The organism is Pseudomonas sp. ANT_H12B, assembly GCF_008369325.1.
Taxonomy (GTDB): domain Bacteria; phylum Pseudomonadota; class Gammaproteobacteria; order Pseudomonadales; family Pseudomonadaceae; genus Aquipseudomonas.
The window spans coordinates 86,577-107,643 of the sequence record NZ_VOBI01000017.1 but is presented as its reverse complement, the minus strand read 5'-3'; the positions used below and the strand labels follow the sequence as shown (position 1 = coordinate 107,643).

General features: G+C 55.2%; 16 protein-coding genes and 2 pseudogenes. 11 read left to right on the top strand and 7 right to left on the bottom strand.

Annotated features, from left to right (window positions below):
• Position 1 precedes the first annotated feature (1 nt).
• Genes FQ185_RS23210 through pelG form a run of 5 tightly spaced genes read left to right on the top strand, consistent with a single transcriptional unit; the run spans position 2 to position 5,742 of the window.
• Positions 2 to 520: a penicillin-binding protein activator LpoB gene (locus tag FQ185_RS23210; RefSeq protein ID WP_149419466.1), complete on the top strand. Its 519-nt coding sequence runs from the start codon at positions 2 to 4 to the stop codon at positions 518 to 520.
• 5 nt (positions 521 to 525) lie between these two features.
• Entirely contained in the window at positions 526 to 1,893 is a 1,368-nt protein-coding gene (locus FQ185_RS23205) for a PelD GGDEF domain-containing protein (RefSeq protein WP_149419465.1), read from the top strand.
• Positions 1,871 to 2,860: a lipopolysaccharide assembly protein LapB gene (locus tag FQ185_RS23200; protein ID WP_149419464.1), complete on the top strand. Its 990-nt coding sequence runs from the start codon at positions 1,871 to 1,873 to the stop codon at positions 2,858 to 2,860. The genes FQ185_RS23205 and FQ185_RS23200 overlap by 23 nt, the downstream gene beginning before the upstream one ends.
• Positions 2,857 to 4,371, top strand: coding sequence for a GT4 family glycosyltransferase PelF (pelF, locus tag FQ185_RS23195; protein WP_149419463.1), 1,515 nt, complete (start codon positions 2,857 to 2,859; stop codon positions 4,369 to 4,371). The genes FQ185_RS23200 and pelF overlap by 4 nt, the downstream gene beginning before the upstream one ends.
• The gene (pelG, locus tag FQ185_RS23190; RefSeq protein ID WP_149419462.1) at positions 4,372 to 5,742 is read left to right on the top strand and encodes an exopolysaccharide Pel transporter PelG; all 1,371 of its coding nucleotides are present in this window, start codon (positions 4,372 to 4,374) and stop codon (positions 5,740 to 5,742) included.
• A 62-nt stretch (positions 5,743 to 5,804) separates the two neighbouring features.
• On the opposite strand, the pseudogene FQ185_RS23185 reads toward pelG, so the two are convergent.
• From FQ185_RS23185 to FQ185_RS23175, 3 genes and pseudogenes are all read right to left on the bottom strand, one after another.
• Positions 5,805 to 6,050 (bottom strand): annotated as a pseudogene (locus FQ185_RS23185) (transposase); the annotation flags it as partial.
• Positions 6,013 to 6,282: a hypothetical protein gene (locus FQ185_RS31155; RefSeq protein WP_178113583.1), complete on the bottom strand. Its 270-nt coding sequence runs from the start codon at positions 6,280 to 6,282 to the stop codon at positions 6,013 to 6,015. The pseudogene FQ185_RS23185 and the gene FQ185_RS31155, both read right to left, overlap by 38 nt.
• A 175-nt stretch (positions 6,283 to 6,457) precedes the next feature.
• A complete protein-coding gene (locus FQ185_RS23175) occupies positions 6,458 to 6,994 on the bottom strand; it encodes a hypothetical protein (RefSeq protein ID WP_149419461.1) in 537 nt (178 codons plus the stop codon).
• 302 nt (positions 6,995 to 7,296) lie between these two features.
• Between FQ185_RS23175 and FQ185_RS23170 the strand changes: the two genes are divergently transcribed.
• From FQ185_RS23170 to FQ185_RS23160, 3 genes are all read left to right on the top strand, one after another.
• On the top strand, positions 7,297 to 8,676 hold the full coding sequence (locus FQ185_RS23170; RefSeq protein ID WP_149419460.1) for a hypothetical protein: 1,380 nt from the start codon (positions 7,297 to 7,299) through the stop codon (positions 8,674 to 8,676).
• Between the two features lie 53 nt (positions 8,677 to 8,729).
• A complete protein-coding gene (locus tag FQ185_RS23165; RefSeq protein ID WP_095081711.1) occupies positions 8,730 to 8,924 on the top strand; it encodes an AlpA family transcriptional regulator in 195 nt (64 codons plus the stop codon).
• A gap of 390 nt (positions 8,925 to 9,314) precedes the next feature.
• A complete protein-coding gene (locus FQ185_RS23160; protein ID WP_149419459.1) occupies positions 9,315 to 10,313 on the top strand; it encodes an inovirus-type Gp2 protein in 999 nt (332 codons plus the stop codon).
• A gap of 4 nt (positions 10,314 to 10,317) precedes the next feature.
• Here the strand turns inward: FQ185_RS23160 and FQ185_RS30885 are convergent.
• The 4 genes and pseudogenes from FQ185_RS30885 to FQ185_RS23135 form a co-directional block, all read right to left on the bottom strand.
• Positions 10,318 to 10,515 (bottom strand): annotated as a pseudogene (locus FQ185_RS30885) (WYL domain-containing protein); the annotation flags it as partial.
• Positions 10,516 to 10,838: 323 nt separating this feature from the next.
• Positions 10,839 to 11,039, bottom strand: a complete 201-nt coding sequence (locus tag FQ185_RS23145) for a hypothetical protein (protein ID WP_149419458.1) — start codon at positions 11,037 to 11,039, stop codon at positions 10,839 to 10,841.
• A 237-nt stretch (positions 11,040 to 11,276) separates the two neighbouring features.
• Complete coding sequence (locus FQ185_RS23140; protein WP_149419457.1) at positions 11,277 to 12,587, bottom strand: McrC family protein; 1,311 nt, start codon at positions 12,585 to 12,587, stop codon at positions 11,277 to 11,279.
• Between the two features lie 25 nt (positions 12,588 to 12,612).
• Positions 12,613 to 15,129 carry an McrB family protein gene (locus FQ185_RS23135; protein WP_149419456.1) on the bottom strand — a complete coding sequence of 839 codons (2,517 nt, stop codon included), beginning with the start codon at positions 15,127 to 15,129 and terminating at the stop codon, positions 12,613 to 12,615.
• Between the two features lie 265 nt (positions 15,130 to 15,394).
• On the opposite strand from FQ185_RS23135, the gene FQ185_RS23130 reads away from it, so the two are divergent.
• The 3 genes from FQ185_RS23130 (at position 15,395) to FQ185_RS23120 (ending at position 21,067) form a co-directional block, all read left to right on the top strand.
• Complete coding sequence (locus FQ185_RS23130) at positions 15,395 to 16,279, top strand: YafY family protein (protein ID WP_149419455.1); 885 nt, start codon at positions 15,395 to 15,397, stop codon at positions 16,277 to 16,279.
• 130 nt (positions 16,280 to 16,409) lie between these two features.
• Positions 16,410 to 19,274 carry an SNF2-related protein gene (locus FQ185_RS23125; protein ID WP_149419454.1) on the top strand — a complete coding sequence of 955 codons (2,865 nt, stop codon included), beginning with the start codon at positions 16,410 to 16,412 and terminating at the stop codon, positions 19,272 to 19,274.
• Positions 19,274 to 21,067, top strand: coding sequence for a site-specific DNA-methyltransferase (locus tag FQ185_RS23120; protein ID WP_149419453.1), 1,794 nt, complete (start codon positions 19,274 to 19,276; stop codon positions 21,065 to 21,067). Before FQ185_RS23125 ends, FQ185_RS23120 begins: the two co-directional genes overlap by 1 nt.

The window sequence follows — 21,067 nt, the reverse complement described above, 5'->3', positions numbered from 1 at the left end:
TATGCAAGCAATTCGTAATCTGAGCCTGGCGCTGGCGGTCCTGGTCGTCGCCGGTTGCGCCAGCTTCACCGATGAAAACAGCCCGAACCTGCCGCGCAATGCGCAGTGGGGCATCGTGCCGATGGTCAACTATTCGCAGACCCCGCAAGCCGGTGAGCGCAGCGAGCAGATCCTGCTCAGCGTACTCAGCAGCCACGGCTTGCAACCACAGGTTTACCCGGTCAGCACTCAGGGCGAACAAGCGTTGATGGATGACAACGAGCGTCTGGCCGGAGCCCTCGATTGGGCACGCGAGCAGAAACTCGATTACGTAGTCGCCGGCAGCGTTGAAGAGTGGCAGTACAAGAACGGTCTGGACGGCGAACCGGCGGTGGGCATCAGCCTGCGCGTGCTTGAAGCCAGCAGCGGTCGTGTGCTCTGGAGCAAAAGCGGCGCACGTGCCGGCTGGTCCCGTGAAAGCCTCGCTGGCACTGCTCAACAGGTGCTCGACAAACTTGTTGGCGCCCTTCGGTTCGAGTGAATGCAATGAATTCCCCACACATGGATTACAGCCTGGCGCCTCGCGCCAGCGGCCCGGTGTCTTGGCTGGAAACCGTTTTGGTGACCGGTCTGGCGATCGGCCTCGGCTTGTGGCTGACCCCCGAAGACCCGTTGCAAATGCACGGTGGCTTCCCTTGGCCGGTTCTGGCGCCGCTGCTGTTAGGTGTGCGTTATGGTTTTGTGCGCGGCTTGTTCAGCGCCAGCCTGTTGGTGATGGCGTTGTTTGCCCTGCGCTACAGCGGGCATGCGGCTTACGCTCAGCTTGAGCCGTCGTTCATTGTCGGCGTGCTGGTCTGCGGGATGCTGGTGGGCGAGGTTCGCGATCTGTGGGAGCGACGCCTGGAGCGTCTGCAGATGGCCAACGATTACCGTCAATATCGTCTCGATGAATTCACTCGGGCGCACCAGATCCTGCGGGTCTCCCACGACCTGCTGGAGCAGCGTGTGGCGGGCAGCGACCAGAGTTTGCGCAGCTCCTTGCTGGGCCTGCGTGAAAAACTGCGGGTGATGCCGGATGAAGGCGATGCGCTGGGCACTCTGGCCGATCCGGTCACTGCGGTGCTTGGGCAGTACGGCGCGTTGCGCGTGGCCGGGCTGTATCGGGTGGACGCGCGTGGAGAGCATGTATTGCCGACACCGTTGGCGACGATCGGGGTCATGGGTTCTCTGGACACCGAGGACGGTCTGGTCAAACTCTGCCTGGAGCGCGGTGAGCTGGTGAGTGTGCGTCAGGAGTTGATCGACGCCGGCGGCTCGGCGCACTTCTCGTCGCTGCAAGCCTGCATTCCGTTGATCGATGCCGAGGGCCGTTTGTTGGCGATCCTGGCGGTTCGGCAGATGCCGTTTTTCGCTTTCCAGGATCGGACCCTGAGCCTGCTGGCGCTGCTCGCCGGGCATATCGCCGACCTGTTGCGCAAAGACCCGCAGGTGCTGCAACTGGCCGACGCCGATGCGCAGAACTTCACTCTGCAACTCAAGCGGTCACTGGTGGACGTCGAGCAGCACAATCTGTCGGCTGGCCTTTTCGCGTTCGAAATGACCCGTACCAACGATGAGTTGACGCGTTTGTTCGAGCGCAGCCAGCGCGGCCTCGATTTGCATTTGCCGTTGCGCAACAACCGCGATCATCAGCTGTTGCTGGTGCTCTTGCCGTTGACCAGCCCCCAAGGCACCGAAGGTTATCTGGCGCGCATCAGCCTGTTGTTGCACGAGCACTTCGGCATTGAAAGTGACATGGACAGCCTCGGCGTACGGGTTCTGCCTTTCAACCTGGAGTCCGGCGGTGAACGCAACGGGCTACGTAATTTCCTGTTCAACGAGTGTGGTCTGAATGATCAGCAAGTGGCTGTTTAGCGGAGCCTTGTTGTTAGAGGCGGGCAGTTGGACCAGTTTGTGGATTGATGTGCCCGAGTCGCATCAATTGCTGGTGTTCACCCTCAGCCATGGCTTGGCCTGCGTGATGTTGTGCGCGGCGGTCTGGCTGTTGTTGCCGGCACGCTATCGTTCGCCGCTGCCCTGGAGCCCGCTGTTTATCTTCAGTCTGGCGTTCTTTGTGCCGGTGCTCGGTACGGTTGGCGTAGTGACCGCGATTTTCCCGGCGCTGTACCTGCCGCGCAAACGCGACAAGCAGGCTTGGCAGGCGGTCGGTATCCCGAGCCTGCCGTATCGGGCGCAACTGCAATTGCATTCGCCGATTTTTGCTGATGGTGGTTTGCAGGACGTGTTGCGTCATGCGCCCGATCCGGATCAGCGTCTGGCCGCGTTGCTGGCGACCAAGCGGATGCCCGGCAAGGAAGCGGTGCCGATCCTCAAACTGGCGCTGGGTGACCCGAGCGATGACGTGCGGTTGCTGGCGTATTCGATGCTCGACAAGCAGGAAAGCGACATCAACTTGCGCATCCAGATCGCCCTCGGGCAATTGCCCGGTGCGTCCGCGCAAGCGGCGGGTGCGCTGCATGGCACGCTGGCGCGCTGGTATTGGGAGCTGGCGTATCTGGGCCTGGCGCAAGGCAGCGTGCACGAACACGTGCTCAATCAGGCCAGCGAACATGCCGAGCAGGGCCTGCAAGCCGGAGAGGGCGGTGAGCTGTTTCTGTTGGCCGGGCGCATCGCGCTGGAGCGCGGTGACATCGAGCGCGCCGAAGTGCTGCTGACCCAGGCTCAGGAAAACGGCATGGGTGCGGCGCAGGTACTGCCATTCCACGCCGAGCTGGCATTCCAGGCCGGTCGCTATCACGAAATTCCAGGGTTGCTCGCCAGCCTTCCCGAGAAAACCCGTCAGCGACCTCCCTTCGCTGCATTGGTGAGGAGCTGGACATGAGTCGCAAGGAAGACGCACCGATTGCTGACATCTGTCTGCTGCTCGAAGGCACCTGGCCCTATGTGCGCGGCGGCGTATCGAGCTGGGTCCACCAGATGATCCTCGGCCTGCCGGAACTGACCTTTTCGGTGATGTTTATCGGCGGGCAGCGTCAGGCCTATCCGACACGGCGCTATGACATACCGGCGAATGTGCTGCACATCGAAGAGGTGTTTCTCGAAGATGCGACGCATCCGACGGACACCCGGGGAACACCGCGGGAGGCCGATCAACAGCGGTTGCTGGATATGTATCGCTTCCTGCATCACCCGGATGCACCGGAACCGGAGTTGGGCGAACGCTTGCTCGACTGCATCGCACAGGGACGCATCACCCTCGACGACGTGCTACGCAGCCGCGCCAGTTGGGAGGCGTTGAGCGAAGGGTATCGCCAGCATTGCGCCGACCCGTCCTTCGTTAACTATTTCTGGACTCTGCGATCGATGCAATCGCCGTTGCTGATGCTCGCCGAAGCATCGCGAAAAATGCCACGAGCGCGGGTGCTGCATTCGATTTCCACCGGTTACGCCGGGCTGCTGGGATGCATCCTCAAGAAGCGCTGGAACTGCACCTACTTGCTCAGCGAACACGGGATTTATACCAAGGAACGCAAGATCGACCTGGCCCAGGCCAGCTGGATCGCCGAGAGTTCCGGTCAGGCGCTGAACCGCAGCCTCGACGCGGGTTCGGGTTACATCCGCACCTTGTGGGTACGCTTCTTCGAACGCATCGGTCAGCTGACTTACAACAGCGCCGACAACATCATTGCGCTGTATGACGGCAACCGTCAGCGGCAGATCAAGGACGGCGCCGACGCGGCTCGCACCCGGATCATTCCCAACGGCATCGACCTGCCGCTGTGGACCGCGGCGCTCGAATCGCGTGCGCCCGGCATCGCTCCGGTGGTGGGTTTGATCGGGCGTGTGGTGCCGATCAAGGACGTCAAAACCTTCCTGCGGGCGATGCGCGGCGTGATCAGCGCCATGCCCCAGGCCGAAGGCTGGATCGTCGGTCCTGAAGAGGAAGATCCCGAATACGTCAGCGAGTGCCGCAGCCTGATGGCCAGCCTGGGGCTGGAGGGCAAGGTGCATTTCCTGGGCTTCCAGCACATCCAGGAAATCCTCCCGCAACTGGGCCTGATGGTGCTGACCTCGATCAGTGAAGCGCAACCATTGGTGATCCTCGAAGCCTGGGCCGCCGGTACGCCGGTGGTCAGCAGCGACGTGGGGTCGTGCCGCGAAATGATCGAGGGTGGCAGTGCTGAAGACCGTGACCTCGGGCTCGCCGGCAAGGTGGTAGCCATTGCCGACCCACAGGCCACGTGTGCCGCGATCCTTGAACTGTTGCGCAGCCCGCAACGCTGGCAGGCCGCTCAGACCAGTGGCTTGCTGCGGGTCAATCGTTACTACACCGAAGCCTTGATGCTGCAGCGCTATCGCGACTTGTATCAAGCAGCCATGGAGAACAGTTAAATGGCCGGGATTGGCTTCGAACTGCGCAAAATCCTTTCGCGCGATTCCTACACAGCAACCTTGCACGCTTACGTGTATGCCGGGTTGATCAGCTCCGGCCCTTGGGTGTTATCGATCGTCAGCGTGATGCTGGTGGGGATCATCAGCCTTGGCTTGCTACTGCCGAATGCCTTGGTCGGGCAGTTCCTGGTGACCGTGACGTACCTGATGGCCAGCTCGTTGATCCTCACGGGCGGCTTGCAGTTGTTCTTCACCCGGTTTGTCTCCGACCGGTTGTTCGAGCACAAGTACGAGCAGATTTTGCCCAACCTGTTGGGTGTGCTGTTATTGGTCACCGTCGGTGCCGGGGTGCTGGGGATTGTCGTACTGGGCCTGTTGTTCGACCAGCCGCTGATCTACCGGGTGCTGGTGTTGTCGAACTTTGTGGTGTTGTGCAACTTATGGCTGGTGATCATCTTCCTGTCGGGGATGAAGGCGTATAACCGCATTCTGCTGGTGATGCTGGTGGGTTACTCGCTGATGGTCGCAAGTGCTTACGTGCTGAGTTTTTTGCAGATGCCGGGCTTGCTGCTTGCGTTGTTGATTGGGCACAGCACGCTGCTGTTTCTGTTCCTCTATGACATCCTGCGCGAGTACCGGGCCGAGAAACTGATCGCGTTTGATTTCCTCGAACGCCGCCATGTGTTTGTCAGCCTGTTGGCCACCGGTTTCTTCTACAACCTGGGCATCTGGATCGACAAGTTCCTGTTCTGGTTCAACCCTGGCACCTCCAGCGCCGTGGTTGGCCCGTTGCGCGCCTCGATCCTTTATGACTTGCCGATCTTCCTTGCATACCTGGCAATCATTCCCGGGATGGCAGTGTTCCTGGTGCGCATCGAAACCGATTTTGCCGAGTGGTACGACCGTCTGTTCCGGGCGATCCGCGAAGGCGAAACCTTGCAGCACATCGGTCAGTTGAAAACCGAGATGACCTTGTCGATTCGTCAGGGTTTGCTGGAAATCTGCAAGGTACAGGGGCTGACGGCGGTGCTGCTGTTCCTGTTCGCACCGCGCTTGCTGGAGTGGCTGGGGATTTCCAGTTATTACCTGCCGCTGTTCTACATCGACCTGATCGGCGTGAGTATCCAGGTGGTATTCATGGCCTTGCTCAACGTGTTCTTCTACTTGGACAAACGCACCGTCGTGCTGGAGTTGTGCGTGCTGTTCGCGGTATTGAACGCCGTGTTGACACTGCTCAGCATGTACCTGGGCCCGAGCTTCTTCGGTTACGGATTTACGTTGTCGTTGCTGATTTGCGTGTTGCTGGGGTTGCACCGTCTTTCCACGGCGCTGGAAGATCTGGAGTACGACACGTTCATGTTGTCGCGCTGAGCAAATTCACGACCGTAAAAAAGGCACTGGCGAATGATCGCCAGTGCCTTTTTTTTGGTTCATCACGGATTGCCGGGAAAGACGCTCCTGATCTTCATGAAAAAGAATTCGCTATCCCGGTAACCGTATGCCATTCGCTTAATGACCTTTATTCGATTGTTTATACCTTCCAACTGACCGGTATGCATCGGCCAGCGAACCCGACTCACTATGCCTCGCCAGTAACCCCTCAGCCGTTTGGCAAACTGGATCAGTGCCGGTATTTCGCTTTCATGAGCATGGCGCAACCATTGCTTCCAGGCCGTTCTCCAGCCCCAGGCGGCCGTTACCGTCGCCAAACTCAATCTGGAATTCACGGAAGTGCGTGCGCCGATTGCCGGTCGCGTGAACCGGACCCTGCTGACCGTGGGCAACCTGGCGGTGGCCGACCCAACCCTGCTGACGTCGATGGTTTCCCAGGATCCGGTCTACGTATATTTCGATCCGGACGAACACAGCTTCCTGCTTGCGCGTGGTCCAGTCAGGTCTGGTGGCTGGCAACCAAGTCGTGATCGCCGCAGGGCAGCGAATTTTCTTCAGCGGGCCGGGGTAATTTGAACTGAAAACGCAAGATATTGAATATAAAACAAATTCTCGGTTTTATTTTTTTGCTGGAATGCCATTTGGAATGCCAGTGAGATTTGCTTTGTACCTTGGAGCTGCGTGATGGAGTCGGCTAGATCAGTCTCGCTTCAATCAGTGTGTGCTTTTTAAGAGCATTGCTGATTGCTTTCTCGATTTCTCTAGTCTTTTTCTTCGTATCAGATTGCAGTGTCGCCTGGTCTCCTTCAAAGCCTGGATCAGCCTGGCCCAAGGTGAGCTCCCACATTGACAGAAGTGTGGCCTGTCGCTCGATCTGTCTCATGGCTTCGCGGTGCTGAGTCTTCCAGCGATCATCAAGCTGCTTCACTCGTTTGCGTTCAAAGTCCAAGGCATCGCGAAGCAACTGCTCTCGTTTGTGGTGTTCCTCAAGCAATTTCCCAGCGCCATTGAGGAGATCGGCGACCAAGGCTGTCTCGGTCATTTCCAGTTTTTTTGCATGGATGCTGAGGGCCTTTTTGGTATCGGTCGGGAGTGTGAACGAGTAGGGCTTCCTTTTCTTGCCTGCGTTCAATGATCGATGTCGATGCTGCCGAAGGGCGTTCCTTAGGCGCGTCACGAACTCTAGGCCGTCACGTGTTTCCTGCAGGTACGCAATCGCGTCAGCAACCATTCCATAGCTAGGATCCTTTCCCCGAGTTACATGTCTGAGACGGGTTTGTATTTTTTCGTCAGGGGATTGCTGCATGTAGCGATAGGCCCACTCCCACTCATCTCCCGCCTTTCTCAGCCATCGCGGCCTACCTGCGTTCCCGGTCATTGCCCGTCCTCCCGCTAATTTTCATTGATCAATTCTAGGGCTTAGTCTCTCCCTTCGCCATCGTTTGTAATCTGTTATTCGTTGCGTTATGCGGTAACGTTATTTGAATTTGTACAGGGTGTATAATCTGTATTTTAAATCTGGATTATTTAAGAATGTCCCTGTGCATCGAGCCCTTCCTACAGAAGCTGACTGATTGCGGACCAGAGGCGCGATTTATATTGGAGGCCATCGCAAGGGGCGGCTCGTGTGGTGGGAGTGACGGCGAGTGCTTCCGATGCAAACCGCTTGCGAAACAGCTCCACATGGTGGAAGGAGTAGTCAGTGCTGCCTTGGGGGAACTCGTGGCGGTTGGTGTGGTGGAACGTTTGGAGTCGGCCCTTGCCGGGAAAGGTCGGCCAAAGGTCAGCTATCAAATTGCTCCGCAGTCGCTTGCGACTCTTGAGGGCCAACCATCTCCACATGCCTCTCACCCGGACCATCTGAAGCGGCTTTTTTCTGGAGCTGATATCCCGGCAGAAATATTGGGGCCGCAGCCGAAGTCCCAGAAGGAGAGGGCGATAGTTACCAGGCTTGGAAAGCCTGCGCCTCCGGGGGCTCGTAGTAGATTGAGCATCTGTAATCGATTGCTGCTGGGGGCGTTGCTCGCGAATGCCGATCAATTTGGTGTTGTGACGGGCCTCAGCAACCTGGACCTGAGGCGACTGACAGGGCTCGACTCCGAGAGTTTGAGTCATCGACTGCGGCGTCTCAGGGGAGTTGGCTTGATCCGCAGCTACGTGCCAGGGGTGACGAGTTCGGTTTTTCGTACCAAGAAAGTCAACAGCACGTATTTCCTCAACCTAAATCATCCAGGCTATGGCTTGAGTGGAGAGGGGGCGGTTCTGGTGCACTGGCTGCCGCAGTCCAAAGTTCGGAATGATGCTTTCGACGTGTTATTGCGGGATGTTCAGGGGTTTCGCCGTCCTCCAGCGCTGAATCGCGCAAAGACGCCCAAGGAGGTTCTTCACTTTCTAGCTCGTGAGCGGCGACCTGTTTTCAATGTCTTGCGGCTCATGCTCTATCGATGCGCGTCCGAATTGCTCTCGCGCCACTGGTTTGATCTGGCCCGTGATGGTTCTGGAGATTATGACTGGCTACGCGATCGGATTGAGGCAGACCTGCAGCCTCCGCTCGGCTTTGGGGCAGGAGAGGTCCAGCCTGATCGGGCATGGGGGGAAATCCTCCGCCATTTCTGCAAGCTGGTAGTGGGGATTGCTCAGACCTACAGAGCGAGATTTGGTGCGGCGAATTGGATTGGGTTTGACTCGGTTGGGCTCTGCATTTTGCCAGTGTTGGAGGGCGAAGGTGACGAAATCATGGTGCTGCTCCTGCAGCCACGGCCGGTGGAGAGTTCCACATGCGCAATTCTGAGAGAGGCTCACCGTGGTGAGTTGGCCCTCGAGAGCTGGGGGGAAGAGTCGGAAATGCCGCTGGAGTATCGCTTCGGTTGCGGGTTGTTGACACCCCCAGCGAGACGGATCCTGAAAAGCTAAGTCATTTTTTACCGCACCTGCAGATCCTCTGAGCCATACAGAGGAGCCCGCTCATGAGAATCATCCGCCTGAAAGAAGTCATCGATTCGACCGGTCTGGCACGGTCAACCATCTACAAGTACATCGGGGAAGGCCGGTTCGTCGCCCCGGTCTCGTTAGGTGATAGAACAATTGGATTTGTCGAAAGCGAGGTCCAAGATTGGATCCTGGCCAGGATCGAGGAGCGTGATCTGGCCGCGAGCGCGTGACCCAGCAAACCATGGTGAGTAAGTCTTTCCATCCAGCATAAACACCATGACCAGCTTGTTGTTGGTCATGGTGTTTATGCCGACTGGTGGTCATCAGCTCTCAGCTAACTCCCACAGACGATGGATTGACAAATTCCCCGGCTGGTTTGGTAATGTTGATCTTCATTGCTCTGTCAGGTCGGGAGCGTTCACTTGAGTCGGAGCTGCATCTATTTATATAGCTCCTAGGTAGACATTCACTACCAATCTACTCGTCATGAAGCACTCATCGCCGACCTATGAATAATCTCCCTATGGTCCAGTCATCGCTGGTTATCAAGGGAGTAGGTCACCGGTTATAAATTGCACAGTCGGTATCTGGTATGTGAATAACCAACCAGGTACTCAACCATGAGCCATAGCAACCTCTATACCAGTCTCCCCCAATCCGATATCGCCATCCAGATTGAGAGGCTCGTCAAGTCCATCGAGCGGCACGACACTCCAGCATTCCGGCTGCCAGGCGCACGCTCAAGGAGCCAGCAGATTGAATCGACCTGGCTTTCCAGGTACTTCAAGCACATCCGGCAAATGATGGACCTGTTCGATGATCGCTGCGCATACCAATACAGTGCGCACCTGCAGGCGTTCTGGGACGCCTGTCAGGACATTGGGCTGGAGCGGAGTCCTACCGGGCCTGTGTGCTTGAACGAGAGCGCTACAGCCTACCTGGACCATCATCGCAGCATGAACGTACTCGTCGAGCGCATCCGTCAGCTAACAGGTGAGCTATGGTATCGCCGAGAGAAGAGAGATCGTCGCGATTTGGCCAGGCAGCAAGCGGACCGTGTCTGTGATTACTCCGACGCGATGCTGGATCGCTACTCGCGGACCCTGATCATTCGGGTCAATCTGTATTACCACCAACAGGTCCAAGTTAGACAGCGGGTCGAGCACGTATTCGACGATCTCGACCGGTTGCTAGCTGAGCGTGAGCGTAACCCGATATATGACCACCTCATTGGCTATATCAGCGCAGTGGAGCAGGGGGAGGATTGTGGCTACCACCTTCATGCCGCTTTCTTCTTCAATGGGAACCAGGTACGCGGGGACATCTACAAGGCTCAGCAGATTGGTGAGTTGTGGGAGCGTATTACTCGAGGGCAGGGCTACTACCACAGCTGCAACCACGACAAGGAAAAGTACAAAGACGAAGACAGCGGAAAGGGCGAAGCCAAAGACAAAGACGAGAAAAAGCGCGGGCTGGGTATTGGCATGATCTTTAAGAACGACCAGGCGATTCGTGCCCATGTCCACTATGCGATGGTTTACTTGGTCAAGGATGCTCAGCACCTGCGGATGAAGCCGCTCCGGAGTAAATGCCTGCGAATGGGGCTGTTAGGCAGCTAGCCCGTCACTGATAGAACCGTGGCTGCAGTTCATCCAGATTCGCTACCACGATCTGCTGCGCTGTAGCTTTTGCGTGCGCCCTAGTCGGATCAATTTGGTCGCGTTGCAGCACGTACTACACAAACGCACCACAAGTATTGATCACAAGCTGGCCGACACTCATGCCAACGTCAGTGTCGAGGATGGCTGTCTGCTCGCCTGCTACTCGCACAGCTGCAATCACGACAAGGGTCAATATAGCGACAAGTGTGGTATCGGTCGCATCCAGAGGGACGATCGAGCAATTCGGCTTAATACCGATGAGGCTATGATGCACCTGGTCAAGGATGATCAGCACTTGCGTCTGAGGCCGGAGGGGGCTCGCTGCCTGCGTAGGGGCACTCTGAGTCGTCTTCGTCGATGCTGAGGGGGATAAGCCCGTTACAGGCGCCTGAGCTGTTACTAAGTCCATTTGGAGTCTTACGAGAGCTCGGCATCAATCGCGAGGGGCGCTTCGAGTGCTGCTTGGGGAGCTGGTCCATTAGGCTAGCGATTCATCCCAATCTCCGCCTCTGCTCTATAGATCACTCCCCGCAGCAGGCGCTTTTCACTTTCGCTGTTTGGTGTACCTAATAGCTGACATAACCGGTCTTGAGCTTTGCGCAAAATCTTTCTTTCTGCCCGTTCTGTTTCGCGAGCGAGATCGTCCAGGTCAATCAGCAGCGCTTGTATCTCGCCGGTACTCATTGCCGCACTTCAGCCAGGCAGCGGCTGCGCAAAGCATAATCTTGGATGGCATAGCAGCGACCGGGGCATCGTGGGCGAGTGCCAGGCAATAGGTTCTGGCATCCGCTTCTGCGATGTTGTAGCAACTGGATGCGTCAGCGGCGTTTGCTGCTGACGTGAATCAAAGCAGCAAGCTTGCAAAATAGCGACTGATCATGGATACGGCTCCTATGGTTGATCCTGTACAAGAAGTTGAGCTCAGGTGGTTTGGGAGAAAAGTTGGTCGAGGCTGCCGCAAGGCGGTAAGAGGATTCGCTTGGTGTGCAAGCAAAAAGGCAGTACCCACAAGCGCATCCCTGGTGACTTGGGAAAGTCAAATACTGCCAGGGGCTGGCTGAAGGTTTCTGTTTTTGGATAGATCAGAACCACATCACCATCTCCGTCGAGATAGCTCTGGCCGTAAGCTTGCAACTGGTAGAAATCGCTTTGATCTAGTCCGTACTTTTCCTTGCTATTGGCTTTCTTTGCATCGACCAGCTTCCACTTGGTGTCGAGTACCAAGCGGTTGGTTTTGGCTGCCTGTACCAGGAGGTCAGGCTTGAGCTGAAACCAGTCCTGCTCCTTATGCCGGACAAGCCTTAGGCTGCGTGTTTGAAGGCGCAGGTCGAGGCCTGGGTTGAGTTGACGGCCAAGGTGTTTGGCGACAAAAGCTTCAAAGACCGCCTCCATTGGGAACAGCAGGGACGGTGCGGGATGCTGGCCCGTGCCAGTGAGCGGTGACTCGTCCTGAAGGATCAGGCGCGCCCAAGCCAATGCTGCATCGTAATGCGCCATGCCGCGATCTGGCCGAACCCTCGCAAAATCCGCGTTGCTTTGGTCTGATATAGGAATGTCGGCGAACACGAAACACAGCTCTCGTGCTAGTTGCTGGCTTGCCTGTGAGGCAGTCCATGTCAGCGCACGCCTGAGGGCTGCGTGCAGTAGGCGGTTTTCCGGTCGGTTGAGGGAAAACTCGTCGAACTCGGTATAGAACCGGTCGCGGCGGCATAGGTTGAGGCGCAGGTGCTGAGCCATGTGTAGCTTGCCGCGCAGGGTAAACAGGTTGTCTTGTTGTGCAAGGTAATCACTGCGTAGGCCGCGCTTGACGGTGTGATCCACAGCCCGCAAGAATTCGCCGATAAATACCTCCATCAGCGGCATGCGGCGGGCTAGTAATTGGGCGCTGCTGGTCTGTATGTGGCGGAAGGAGCCTAGGCAGCGCAGCATCTCGATTAGGAGATGCCGTGCATCTTCTTCACCATTCGTTTTGCCTAACTTGGGCAGCACTTCAATCTGGAAGCCGTTGGGGCAGCGAATTACGCCAACAAAACTCTTAACCTGAATGGCCTTTCGGCCGTGCCGCTGGGTAAGGCGCAGCCAGGTCGCCTCACCTGCTTCGTTGCTGCGTAATGCTTGGGCCTCCAGCCAGGCAAAAACATCGTCCGAAATCTTGCGAAGCCCAACTATATTGGGCGAGCTGGATGGTAAAACAGCCAGAGTGTCGAACTCGAAGATCGTTATGCCCGCCATTTCCTTACCTCTGCCAGGTTGAGGCTTAGTAGATGCCGAGATAGGCGGCAGGCTCGTTATATGCCGAGGGCTGCGCTTGGTAACGACGCTTGGTGGCGTAGCTATCAAGACCGTGATCATTGCCGAAAAGGGTACTTAGATCCTGCTCGTGCGAATCGCTTTCTGTAATGAATTGGGCCGCATCAGGTTTCTGGTTGTCGCCGAGCACTAGCCGAATCTTGCGCCAATCCTCGAAGAAGTACTCCTCCAGCAAGGGGATGATGCGGCTCTTGAATATTTCGGTCAGTTTATTGAATCGGGCAGCCTCGTCAGTTACATCGATCAGTGGAGTGAAATACGCATGGCCGATGCAGTGGTCTCGGTCGTACAACGCCTCAATACGTTCATTAATGCGCTCCAGCATCAAGCGCACGTCGATGTCTCCGGCGTCGGTGGGAACCAAAAGTCCAGCCAAGGGCGCACTGTGGGGTTCGCCAGGCTCTTTCTCTGCGCGGGTGTCGGGCAGCAGTGGTATAAAATCAAACCGGCGACGAAGAGCTGTATCTAGTAATGCCAGCGAGCGATCAGCTGTGTTCATTGTGCCGATGATGTCCACGTTGGCAGGAACTGAAAATGGTTTTCCGGAGTATGCAAGGATGACCTCAGCCGGAGGTGGAGTACCATCAAGTTGGTCGCGCTTATCGGCTTCAATCAGCATGATCAGCTCACCAAATATCTTGCTGATATTGCCTCGGTTGATCTCGTCAATGACCATCGCAAAACGCTTGTCTGGTGTGTTGCGTGCCCGGCGGCAGAGCTCCTTGAAAGCTCCGTCCTTGATTATGTAGGCCACCTGACTTGCTTCGGCATCGTCTTCTTTGGCTTCGTCAGCCAAAACTGGCCGCAAGCCCTCAACAAATTCTTCATAGCCGTAGGATTGGTGGAAGGTAATGAAGCTGAAGCGCTGAACGGAGTCGCTAGCCTCTGGCCCTTGATTGAGCTTATCGACAAGTGCAAATAGATCCGAGCACGCCTCTTGCCAATCGCCCGCAAACTGCCACACCGAGTTCGCTGACTTTTCAAAAATGGCTGATCCAAGGCGGAGCCTCGTGTTGACAGTTGTCGACTCAATGATGGTGTGGTGTTGAAGGGTGCCCCAGAGGGTTTGCTTTATGCCGCTTGTGCGCCCTTTAGCATCTGCGATGGCCAGAATGAATGGATGCTCAGCTAGTTCGGGTACTTTGGCTTTACCTCCTAGGTCATATAGCGCTGCAGCTGCACCCTCCCACCAGGTCAGAGTTGCAATCTTTTCAGCAATAATCTGGCTGCGCCATTCCTCTGTGCTGATCGAGGTTACCTGCTCCTGATAGTCGCGCTTTAGCAACTGCATCAGTGTGTAGGTTTTTCCAGTGCCAGGCGGCCCGTAGTAGATGCGGTTGGAGCAGATTGCGGTGGGGTTGCTGGCCACATGCTGTACCTGAGAGATTGGAGGCAATGACTGAGTTGCGGAGGGGCTGATAACATCTTCGATAGGGTCACCAGCCAATGCTGCCAGTTCGGCTAAATCTGTGCCGAAGAACGGCTTGAGCAAGGTGCTCTCGAACTCCGGCAGGTCGTGAGCAGGCACTTGTTTGAAGGTCGAGCGGTAGTTGGGCGTCCAGCCTTTCTGGCCGCCTTGGTAGCCACCGAGCTTGATGCTCCGCTTCAATATTCTGTAGCGGCGTTGAAGCCAGCCTTCATCTTTGGCGCAGGGGGCCGGATCAGAGATGAACTGGCCGACCAGAGGAAGACTTTCATTACCGTGGCACAAGTAGAACAGGCTTCCGATGGGCGCTTTCTGGAACTCCTTGCCCTGACCTTTAGCGGTATCACTGTGCATTACACCCAGTTCGTCCAGAAGGTACTGCTTGCGCTCTTCGGCGGGAAAATCGCTTAGACCGTGTGAGAGCTTCCAGATTGCCAGATTTTTTTGGCTCCATGCGTCCCATACTTGTCGCCCGAACTCCAGAATACCAACGCCTTCAGGGCGCTTAGCGAGCGTCGCTTTCTGCAACGTTGCCATGCTCTGGCTGGAGGTGCCGCCAACGAATACTGCCAGTGGCGCGCGCTTGAAAATGGCTACGATCACGGGCGTCTGCCGGTTCTGGTAGTGAAAAGCGATCTTCCACTTAAAGGCTTCGCCCAGATGCTCGAAAGACTCGATGGCTTCCAGATCGCCCGTGGCGGCCCAGCCCGCTACCTGCGCCACAAAACTGCGGACTTTTTCAAAGGCAGCTTCGGCCGATGTAGCTAGCGATGAGTACCAGCCGTGTGTTTCTGAATAGGAGAGTTTGGCGTCGGAGTTTTTGTTTTCACTGTCTTTACGTGAGAACACGCCAAATTTGAACGACGAACCGCCCCAGATGCTACCCAGCTCATCGAGCCGAGATTCGATCCAGTAGGTGAAGCTTTCCTTCGATCCGGCCTGGCTGTATTCGTCCAACGTCATGGTGGCCAGCCGGGAGGCCGGCCAGGCCGACAGAAACTCATCCCACAGGGCGTATTTTTTTTGGAGGTCACTCATCGTGTTCGCGCCTTCCATGTGCGACTACGAATGGTCAGGTCATCGCGCGCTTCTTTTCGCGCGACGGAAAAGAAGCTGAAATTGGTAAGTAGCCACATGTTGCGATCCCTCCCTGGAGTGGTGGGTCGAGCAGTGTGGTGCTCGACGATTGCTCTAGGCTATTACGAATCAAAATGATCTGTAAATGATGCTTTCATGATTTTTAATTGCGGGTGTTGTGATCGCAATTTATGCTGTTCTCGCTTTCACTACGACTAGTCCAATCATGACCACTGAAGCTCTATCGCAGCTAACGCATGCCCAACGCGACCGCTTGGCCTATCTGGAGTTACGCCTGCGATTCATTGGAGAGATTGGTCGGCACGACTTAATTGAGCGTTTCGGTATTCAAACGGCTGCCGCCACTCGCGATCTTGCTACCTATCGTGAACTGGCAGGCAACAACCTGGCGTATGACCGCAGCAGCAAAATCTATACGCCGACCAAAGAGTTTCGGCCGATCTTCACCTTTTCTGCTGACCGGGTACTGGCCTGGTTGGCAGAGGGGTTTGGGGATGGTGAGCCGGCAAACAGTGCGCCGGGGATCTCCTGCGTGACGTCTGGGCGGCTTATCCAGCCGGATATGGACACGCTGGGTATGGTGACGCGCGCCATCTACCATCGCTGCCCTCTGCGAGTGGATTATTACTCCCTGTCTAGCGGCAAGACCCAGAGAGAAATTGTCCCATTTGCCCTTATTGATACGGGGCTGCGCTGGCATGTGCGCGGCTACGACCGCAAGCGCGGTGCATTTCGGGATTTTGTGATTACCCGCATCAAGCGGCCAAAGCTGCTGACGGAGTCTTCTGTCGCTGAACACGAACAACCAGAACAGGATGTCCAGTGGAGCCGAATACTGGAGGTCGAGCTGGTACCTCACCCGGATCAACCGCACCCAGACATCACGGCCATGGACTACGGCATGAGCAGTGGGGCATTGCGTTTACGCCTGCGCGGTGCCACTGCCGGCTATGTACTGCGCAAATGGAGTGTCGACTGCTCGCCTGATCATCGGCTACGTGATCCGGAATACCGCCTTTGGCTGAAAGACCCTCTATTGCTCTATGGGGTTGAAACGGCGTTGTTGGCTCCAGGTTACCGAGCAGGGTGAGCAAGTAATACACCCAAGCAGTGATAAATTACCCTTGGCTCCGTTGCTTCTAATGGCAGGGGTAAGGTCGTTAGGCTCTCTTAGCCTGTCATGGCAGGAAGGCCTCAAGTTAAAAGGAAATGTTTTTCCAATGATCTACAGCCCGTACCAAGCCAAGTATTTTGCTCACTTCTTAACGCGTGAAGGTATCGGTGCCGACGAGTCTTTGACCCAGTCCTTGTCTTCGGCGCGTGTGGATCTGAACCCGCACCAGGTTGATGCGGCTATGTTTGCCTTGCGTTCGCCCTTATCCAAAGGCGTGCTACTGGCAGATGAGGTAGGGCTTGGCAAAACCATCGAGGCGGCGTTAGTGCTCAGCCAGCGTTGGTGGGAGCAGCGCCGAAACCTTCTGTTGGTTGTGCCGGCCTCTCTTCGCAAGCAATGGGCCACGGAGCTCCGTGAAAAGTTCTCATTGCCCTCGGTCATTCTTGATGCCAAGCGCCTTAAAGACTTGGCGGCCAGCGGGCAACCCAATCCCATCGGGCGTAAGGAAGGCATCATCATCGTTTCTTACGAATATGCTGCTCGTATCTCCCATCAGCTGCAAAAGGTTGCTTGGGATCTGGTCGTGTTTGATGAGGCGCACAAGCTGCGTAACGTCTTCAAGGCTGCTAACAATTCCCGAGCAGCGGTCCTGCGCGATGCCTTACTGGGTTGTCAGAAACTTTTGCTTACGGCAACGCCGTTGCAGAACAACCTGATGGAGCTCTATGGCCTCGTTACGATCATTGATGAGGCTTACTTTGGTTCGGAACAGGCCTTTAAGGCCGAGTTCGGCGGCAAGGGTAATCTTGCTGCTATGACCTTACTGCAGCATCGTTTGGAGCCCATCTGCAAACGCACCTTGCGTCGTCAAGTCCAAAAGGCTGGATTGATCAACTACACCAACCGCTTGCCGAAAACCTTTGATTTTACCCCCAGCAAACTTGAGCTGGATCTGTACGAGTCAGTGTCGGCGTACCTGCAAAACCCAGACACCATTGCCCTAGGTAAAAATGGCCGTCACCTGGTTACCTTGTCCCTGCGCAAGATCCTTGGTTCATCCTCATTTGCCATTGCCAAAACCTTAGAAAAGATGGTCAACCGTCTGCAAGCCAAGTTTGTGGTTGATGACGATACCCTGGATGATCTCGATGGTTTTGCCGAAGATGCAGAGGATTGGCGTGATGCTGGTTCTATAGCCGCAACGGAAGCGGATGCAGTCGAAGACCATACGGATGATGATATTGATGAGGTTGATCCGAGAAAACTGCAGGCCGAGATCGCCGAGCTGACTCATTACCGGGATATCGCCATCTCAATTAACGACAACGCCAAAGGGCGAGCGCTCTTGGAGTGCTTGCCCATCGTTATGGCTGAGATAGAAGCCAAAGGCGGTCAGCGCAAGGCCGTGGTATTTACTGAGTCCGTACGCACCCAAGCCTATTTGCGTGATCTTTTGGAGCAAAACGGCTGTGCCGGCCAGACTGTGATCCTGAACGGCTCAAACTCCGACAAAGACAGCGTAGCCCTATACAAAGCATGGCTTGCGAAAAATAAAGGCACTGAGGTTGCCTCAGGCTCTAAAACTGCCGATATGAAAGCGGCCATTGTCGATGCTTTCAAACATGAACGCCCCATCCTCATTTCCACGGAATCCGGTGCCGAGGGTATCAACCTGCAGTTCTGCTCGCTGCTAATCAACTATGACCTGCCCTGGAATCCCCAGCGGATTGAACAGCGTATTGGCCGTTGCCACCGCTATGGGCAAAAGATCGACGTCACTGTCATCAACTTTCTCAATCGCAAGAACCAGGCGGAGGAACGCATTCACCAGCTCTTAGAGCAGAAGTTCAAGCTCTTCGAGGGCGTATTTGGCTCATCTGATGAAGTGTTGGGTGCCATTGAGTCTGGTGTAGATATCGAACGGCGCATTTTGGAGATCGTCCAGACCTGCCGCTCGAATGATGAAATCAATGAGGCCTTCGATCGCCTGCAAGAAGAGTTCAGTGTCGAGATTGATGCGGCCAAACAGGATGCACGAAACAAAATCTTGGCCGAGATGGACGAAAAGGTGATTGAGCGCCTGATGAGCCGCAAGGAGGGCGTTCATGCCGCCCTTGGCGACTTTCGTAGGGCTCTGGTGACCCTTGCTCGCGCTGAACTGCCCGAGGCTCATTTCCATCGAGACCATGCCGAACGTTTTGATTATCAAGGCAACACCTGGTCTACCGAATGGCCTGAGGCAGAGGATAACGGCTGGCGCTTCTTCCGCTTGGGCGACGGAGGTTTAGCTGACCAACTGGTGACGCAGGCCAAAGCGCGATCAACTCCCATGGCCGCACTTGAATTTGACTACAGCGCCTATGCTGGCAACCTGGGGGATGTGGCCAGCTTGCGTGGCCAATCAGGTTGGATGCGACTCTCGCGTCTGTCGCTGCAAACCCCCGCTCGTATTTGGGATGAGCTGATCTGTGCAGCCTTCACCGATGACGGCAGCATGCTTGACCCGAGTACCTCCGAACGCTTGCTGCACATTCCTGCCCGAGAGCTTGGCGCACCTATGGGGCAGTCTCCTGAGACTGAATTGGCGGGCGTTACTGAGGCGAGGCAAACGGTTCTTGTCGGGCATGCGCAAGAGCGTTTGGGCGAGTTTCTCAACGAAGAAGAGGACCGCCTTGATGCGTGGCGTAATGACGCCCGTGTGGCCTACGACCAGCAAATCAAAGAGCTGACTAAGCAGGCCAATGAAAAGAACAAGCTCGCCCGTGCAACCGCTAATTTGGCCGCCAAGCTGGAGCTGCAGCACGAGGCAAAAGCCTTAAAGCGCCAGGTGGATGAGCTGCAACATCAACTCTACACCCGCCTGCGTGAGATCGATAATGAACGCGACGCCATGCTCGACGCCATTGCCGAACAACTTAACTTGACGCCACAGGTGGACCACCTGTTTACGATTCGATGGAGCCTAATTTAATGGCCGGTAAAACCAAACTTGAACTGACCTGGATTGGCAAAGACGAGCGTCCACGCCTCGAGCCGCGCATCCTGATTGAAGAGCCTGAGTTTTCCTATCACGCCGAAATACGGCGTGAGGGAGATCATTTCGACAATATGCTGATACATGGGGATAATCTGCTGGCGCTAAAGGCGCTGGAGACTGACTCAAATGTACGCGGCAAGGTTAAATGTATTTATATTGATCCTCCGTTCAATACTCAGCAAGCATTCCCGAATTACGATGATGGTATCGAACATTCGTTGTGGCTCTCGTTAATGAGAGAGAGGCTAACTATTCTTAGGGATCTTTTGTCTCAGGATGGGACTATATTTATCCATATAGATGATAACGAGCTTGCATATTTAACGGTGATTTCTGATGAGATTTTCGGAAGGGCCAATAGGGTGTCGATTGTAACTTTCAAGCAGGGCTCTGCTACTGGGCATAAGTCGATTAATCCAGGTGTTGTAAGTACGTCGAATTTTATTCTTGTTTACGCAAGAGACAAGAGGTTTTGGAAGCCAAATAGAATATTTGTAGAACGCTCTAGCGGTCGAGATGTTAGATACAATCAGTTCATCGTAAATAAACATGAATCATATCAGGGGTGGAAATTTATTCCTCTGATGAAAGCGTTCGCCGAACACCTTGGTCTGCCGGAAAAGGGGCTTAAAAAGGCTTTGGGGCAAGATTTCGAGGAGAAGATTACTGAGTTTGTCCATGAGAGTGCGGACTGTGTAACTCGTCCTGCTAGGCCCGATTACAATGCTGTAAGTGAAGAAGCGCGTCGAATGATCGATTTGTCTAAGGCCGATCAGTCGCAAGTCCACAGGCTGGTACGTGACGGTGGATTGTCCGACATGTATTTTAAGTCTGGTGAAAGAATACTTTTCTATAAAGATAAACTCAAATTCATTGATGGCGCATGGGTGTCTGGTGAGCCATTAACTTCAATTTGGGATGATATTTTATCGAATAATCTACACAACGAAGGTGGTCTGGAGTTTCCTAAAGGTAAAAAGCCAGAAGCTTTGATTAAACGGTGTATAGAACTAGCAACAGGGACTGGTGATTTGGTTCTTGACTCATTTGGTGGTTCTGGCACAACCGTCGCTGTCGCCCATAAAATGAAACGCCGCTGGATTGTTGTCGAGCTAGGTGATCATGCCAAAACACATATCGTGCCGCGTATGAAGAAGGTTATCGACGGCGCCGATAAAGGTGGCGCCACTGAGGCGGTAAACTGGAAAGGCGGTGGTGGCTATCGCTTCTTTAAGCTCGCACCTTCGTTGTTGCAAAAAGATAAGTGGGGCAATCTGGTGATCAACAAAGATTACCAGCCTGAAATGCTGGCTGAGGCTATATGTAAGCATTTCAATTACACTTACGCGCCATCCGCCGAACACTATTGGATGCACGGTAAGGCCACTGAAAATGCCTTTATCTACGTGACCACCAACAGTTTGACATTCGATCAGCTCAAGACCCTGTCTGATGAGGTGGGTGAAGAGCGCAGCTTGTTGGTTTGTTGCATGGCTTATGAGGGGGCGGGCGATAGCCTGACAAACCTCACCATCAAAAAAATCCCCCGCGTGGTGCTCGATCGTTGCGAATGGGGCAAAGACGATTACTCCCTGAATATTGCCGCTTTGCCGCTGCAGGACGAAGAGCCTGAAGTAGCGGAAGTCCCAGCAGCTAAACCTAAAAAAAATAAATCAGCGGTAGCACAGACACAGACCAGCCTGTTTGACGGTACTGAGGAAAACTAA

What these genes read in the sequence shown, in the direction of transcription:
- FQ185_RS23200 (WP_149419464.1), top strand. Translation starts at nt 1,871, where the DNA reads ATGATCAGCAAGTGGCTGTTTAGCGGAGCCTTGTTGTTAGAGGCGGGC.
- FQ185_RS23165 (WP_095081711.1), top strand. Translation starts at nt 8,730, where the DNA reads ATGAGAATCATCCGCCTGAAAGAAGTCATCGATTCGACCGGTCTGGCA.
- FQ185_RS23160 (WP_149419459.1), top strand. Translation starts at nt 9,315, where the DNA reads ATGAGCCATAGCAACCTCTATACCAGTCTCCCCCAATCCGATATCGCC.
- FQ185_RS23205 (WP_149419465.1), top strand. Translation starts at nt 526, where the DNA reads ATGAATTCCCCACACATGGATTACAGCCTGGCGCCTCGCGCCAGCGGC.
- pelF (WP_149419463.1), top strand. Translation starts at nt 2,857, where the DNA reads ATGAGTCGCAAGGAAGACGCACCGATTGCTGACATCTGTCTGCTGCTC.
- FQ185_RS23145 (WP_149419458.1), bottom strand. Translation starts at nt 11,039, where the DNA reads ATGAGTACCGGCGAGATACAAGCGCTGCTGATTGACCTGGACGATCTC.
- FQ185_RS23210 (WP_149419466.1), top strand. Translation starts at nt 2, where the DNA reads ATGCAAGCAATTCGTAATCTGAGCCTGGCGCTGGCGGTCCTGGTCGTC.
- FQ185_RS23130 (WP_149419455.1), top strand. Translation starts at nt 15,395, where the DNA reads ATGACCACTGAAGCTCTATCGCAGCTAACGCATGCCCAACGCGACCGC.
- FQ185_RS23140 (WP_149419457.1), bottom strand. Translation starts at nt 12,587, where the DNA reads ATGGCGGGCATAACGATCTTCGAGTTCGACACTCTGGCTGTTTTACCA.
- FQ185_RS23120 (WP_149419453.1), top strand. Translation starts at nt 19,274, where the DNA reads ATGGCCGGTAAAACCAAACTTGAACTGACCTGGATTGGCAAAGACGAG.
- FQ185_RS23135 (WP_149419456.1), bottom strand. Translation starts at nt 15,129, where the DNA reads ATGAGTGACCTCCAAAAAAAATACGCCCTGTGGGATGAGTTTCTGTCG.
- FQ185_RS23125 (WP_149419454.1), top strand. Translation starts at nt 16,410, where the DNA reads ATGATCTACAGCCCGTACCAAGCCAAGTATTTTGCTCACTTCTTAACG.
- pelG (WP_149419462.1), top strand. Translation starts at nt 4,372, where the DNA reads ATGGCCGGGATTGGCTTCGAACTGCGCAAAATCCTTTCGCGCGATTCC.
- FQ185_RS23170 (WP_149419460.1), top strand. Translation starts at nt 7,297, where the DNA reads ATGTCCCTGTGCATCGAGCCCTTCCTACAGAAGCTGACTGATTGCGGA.
- FQ185_RS23175 (WP_149419461.1), bottom strand. Translation starts at nt 6,994, where the DNA reads ATGGTTGCTGACGCGATTGCGTACCTGCAGGAAACACGTGACGGCCTA.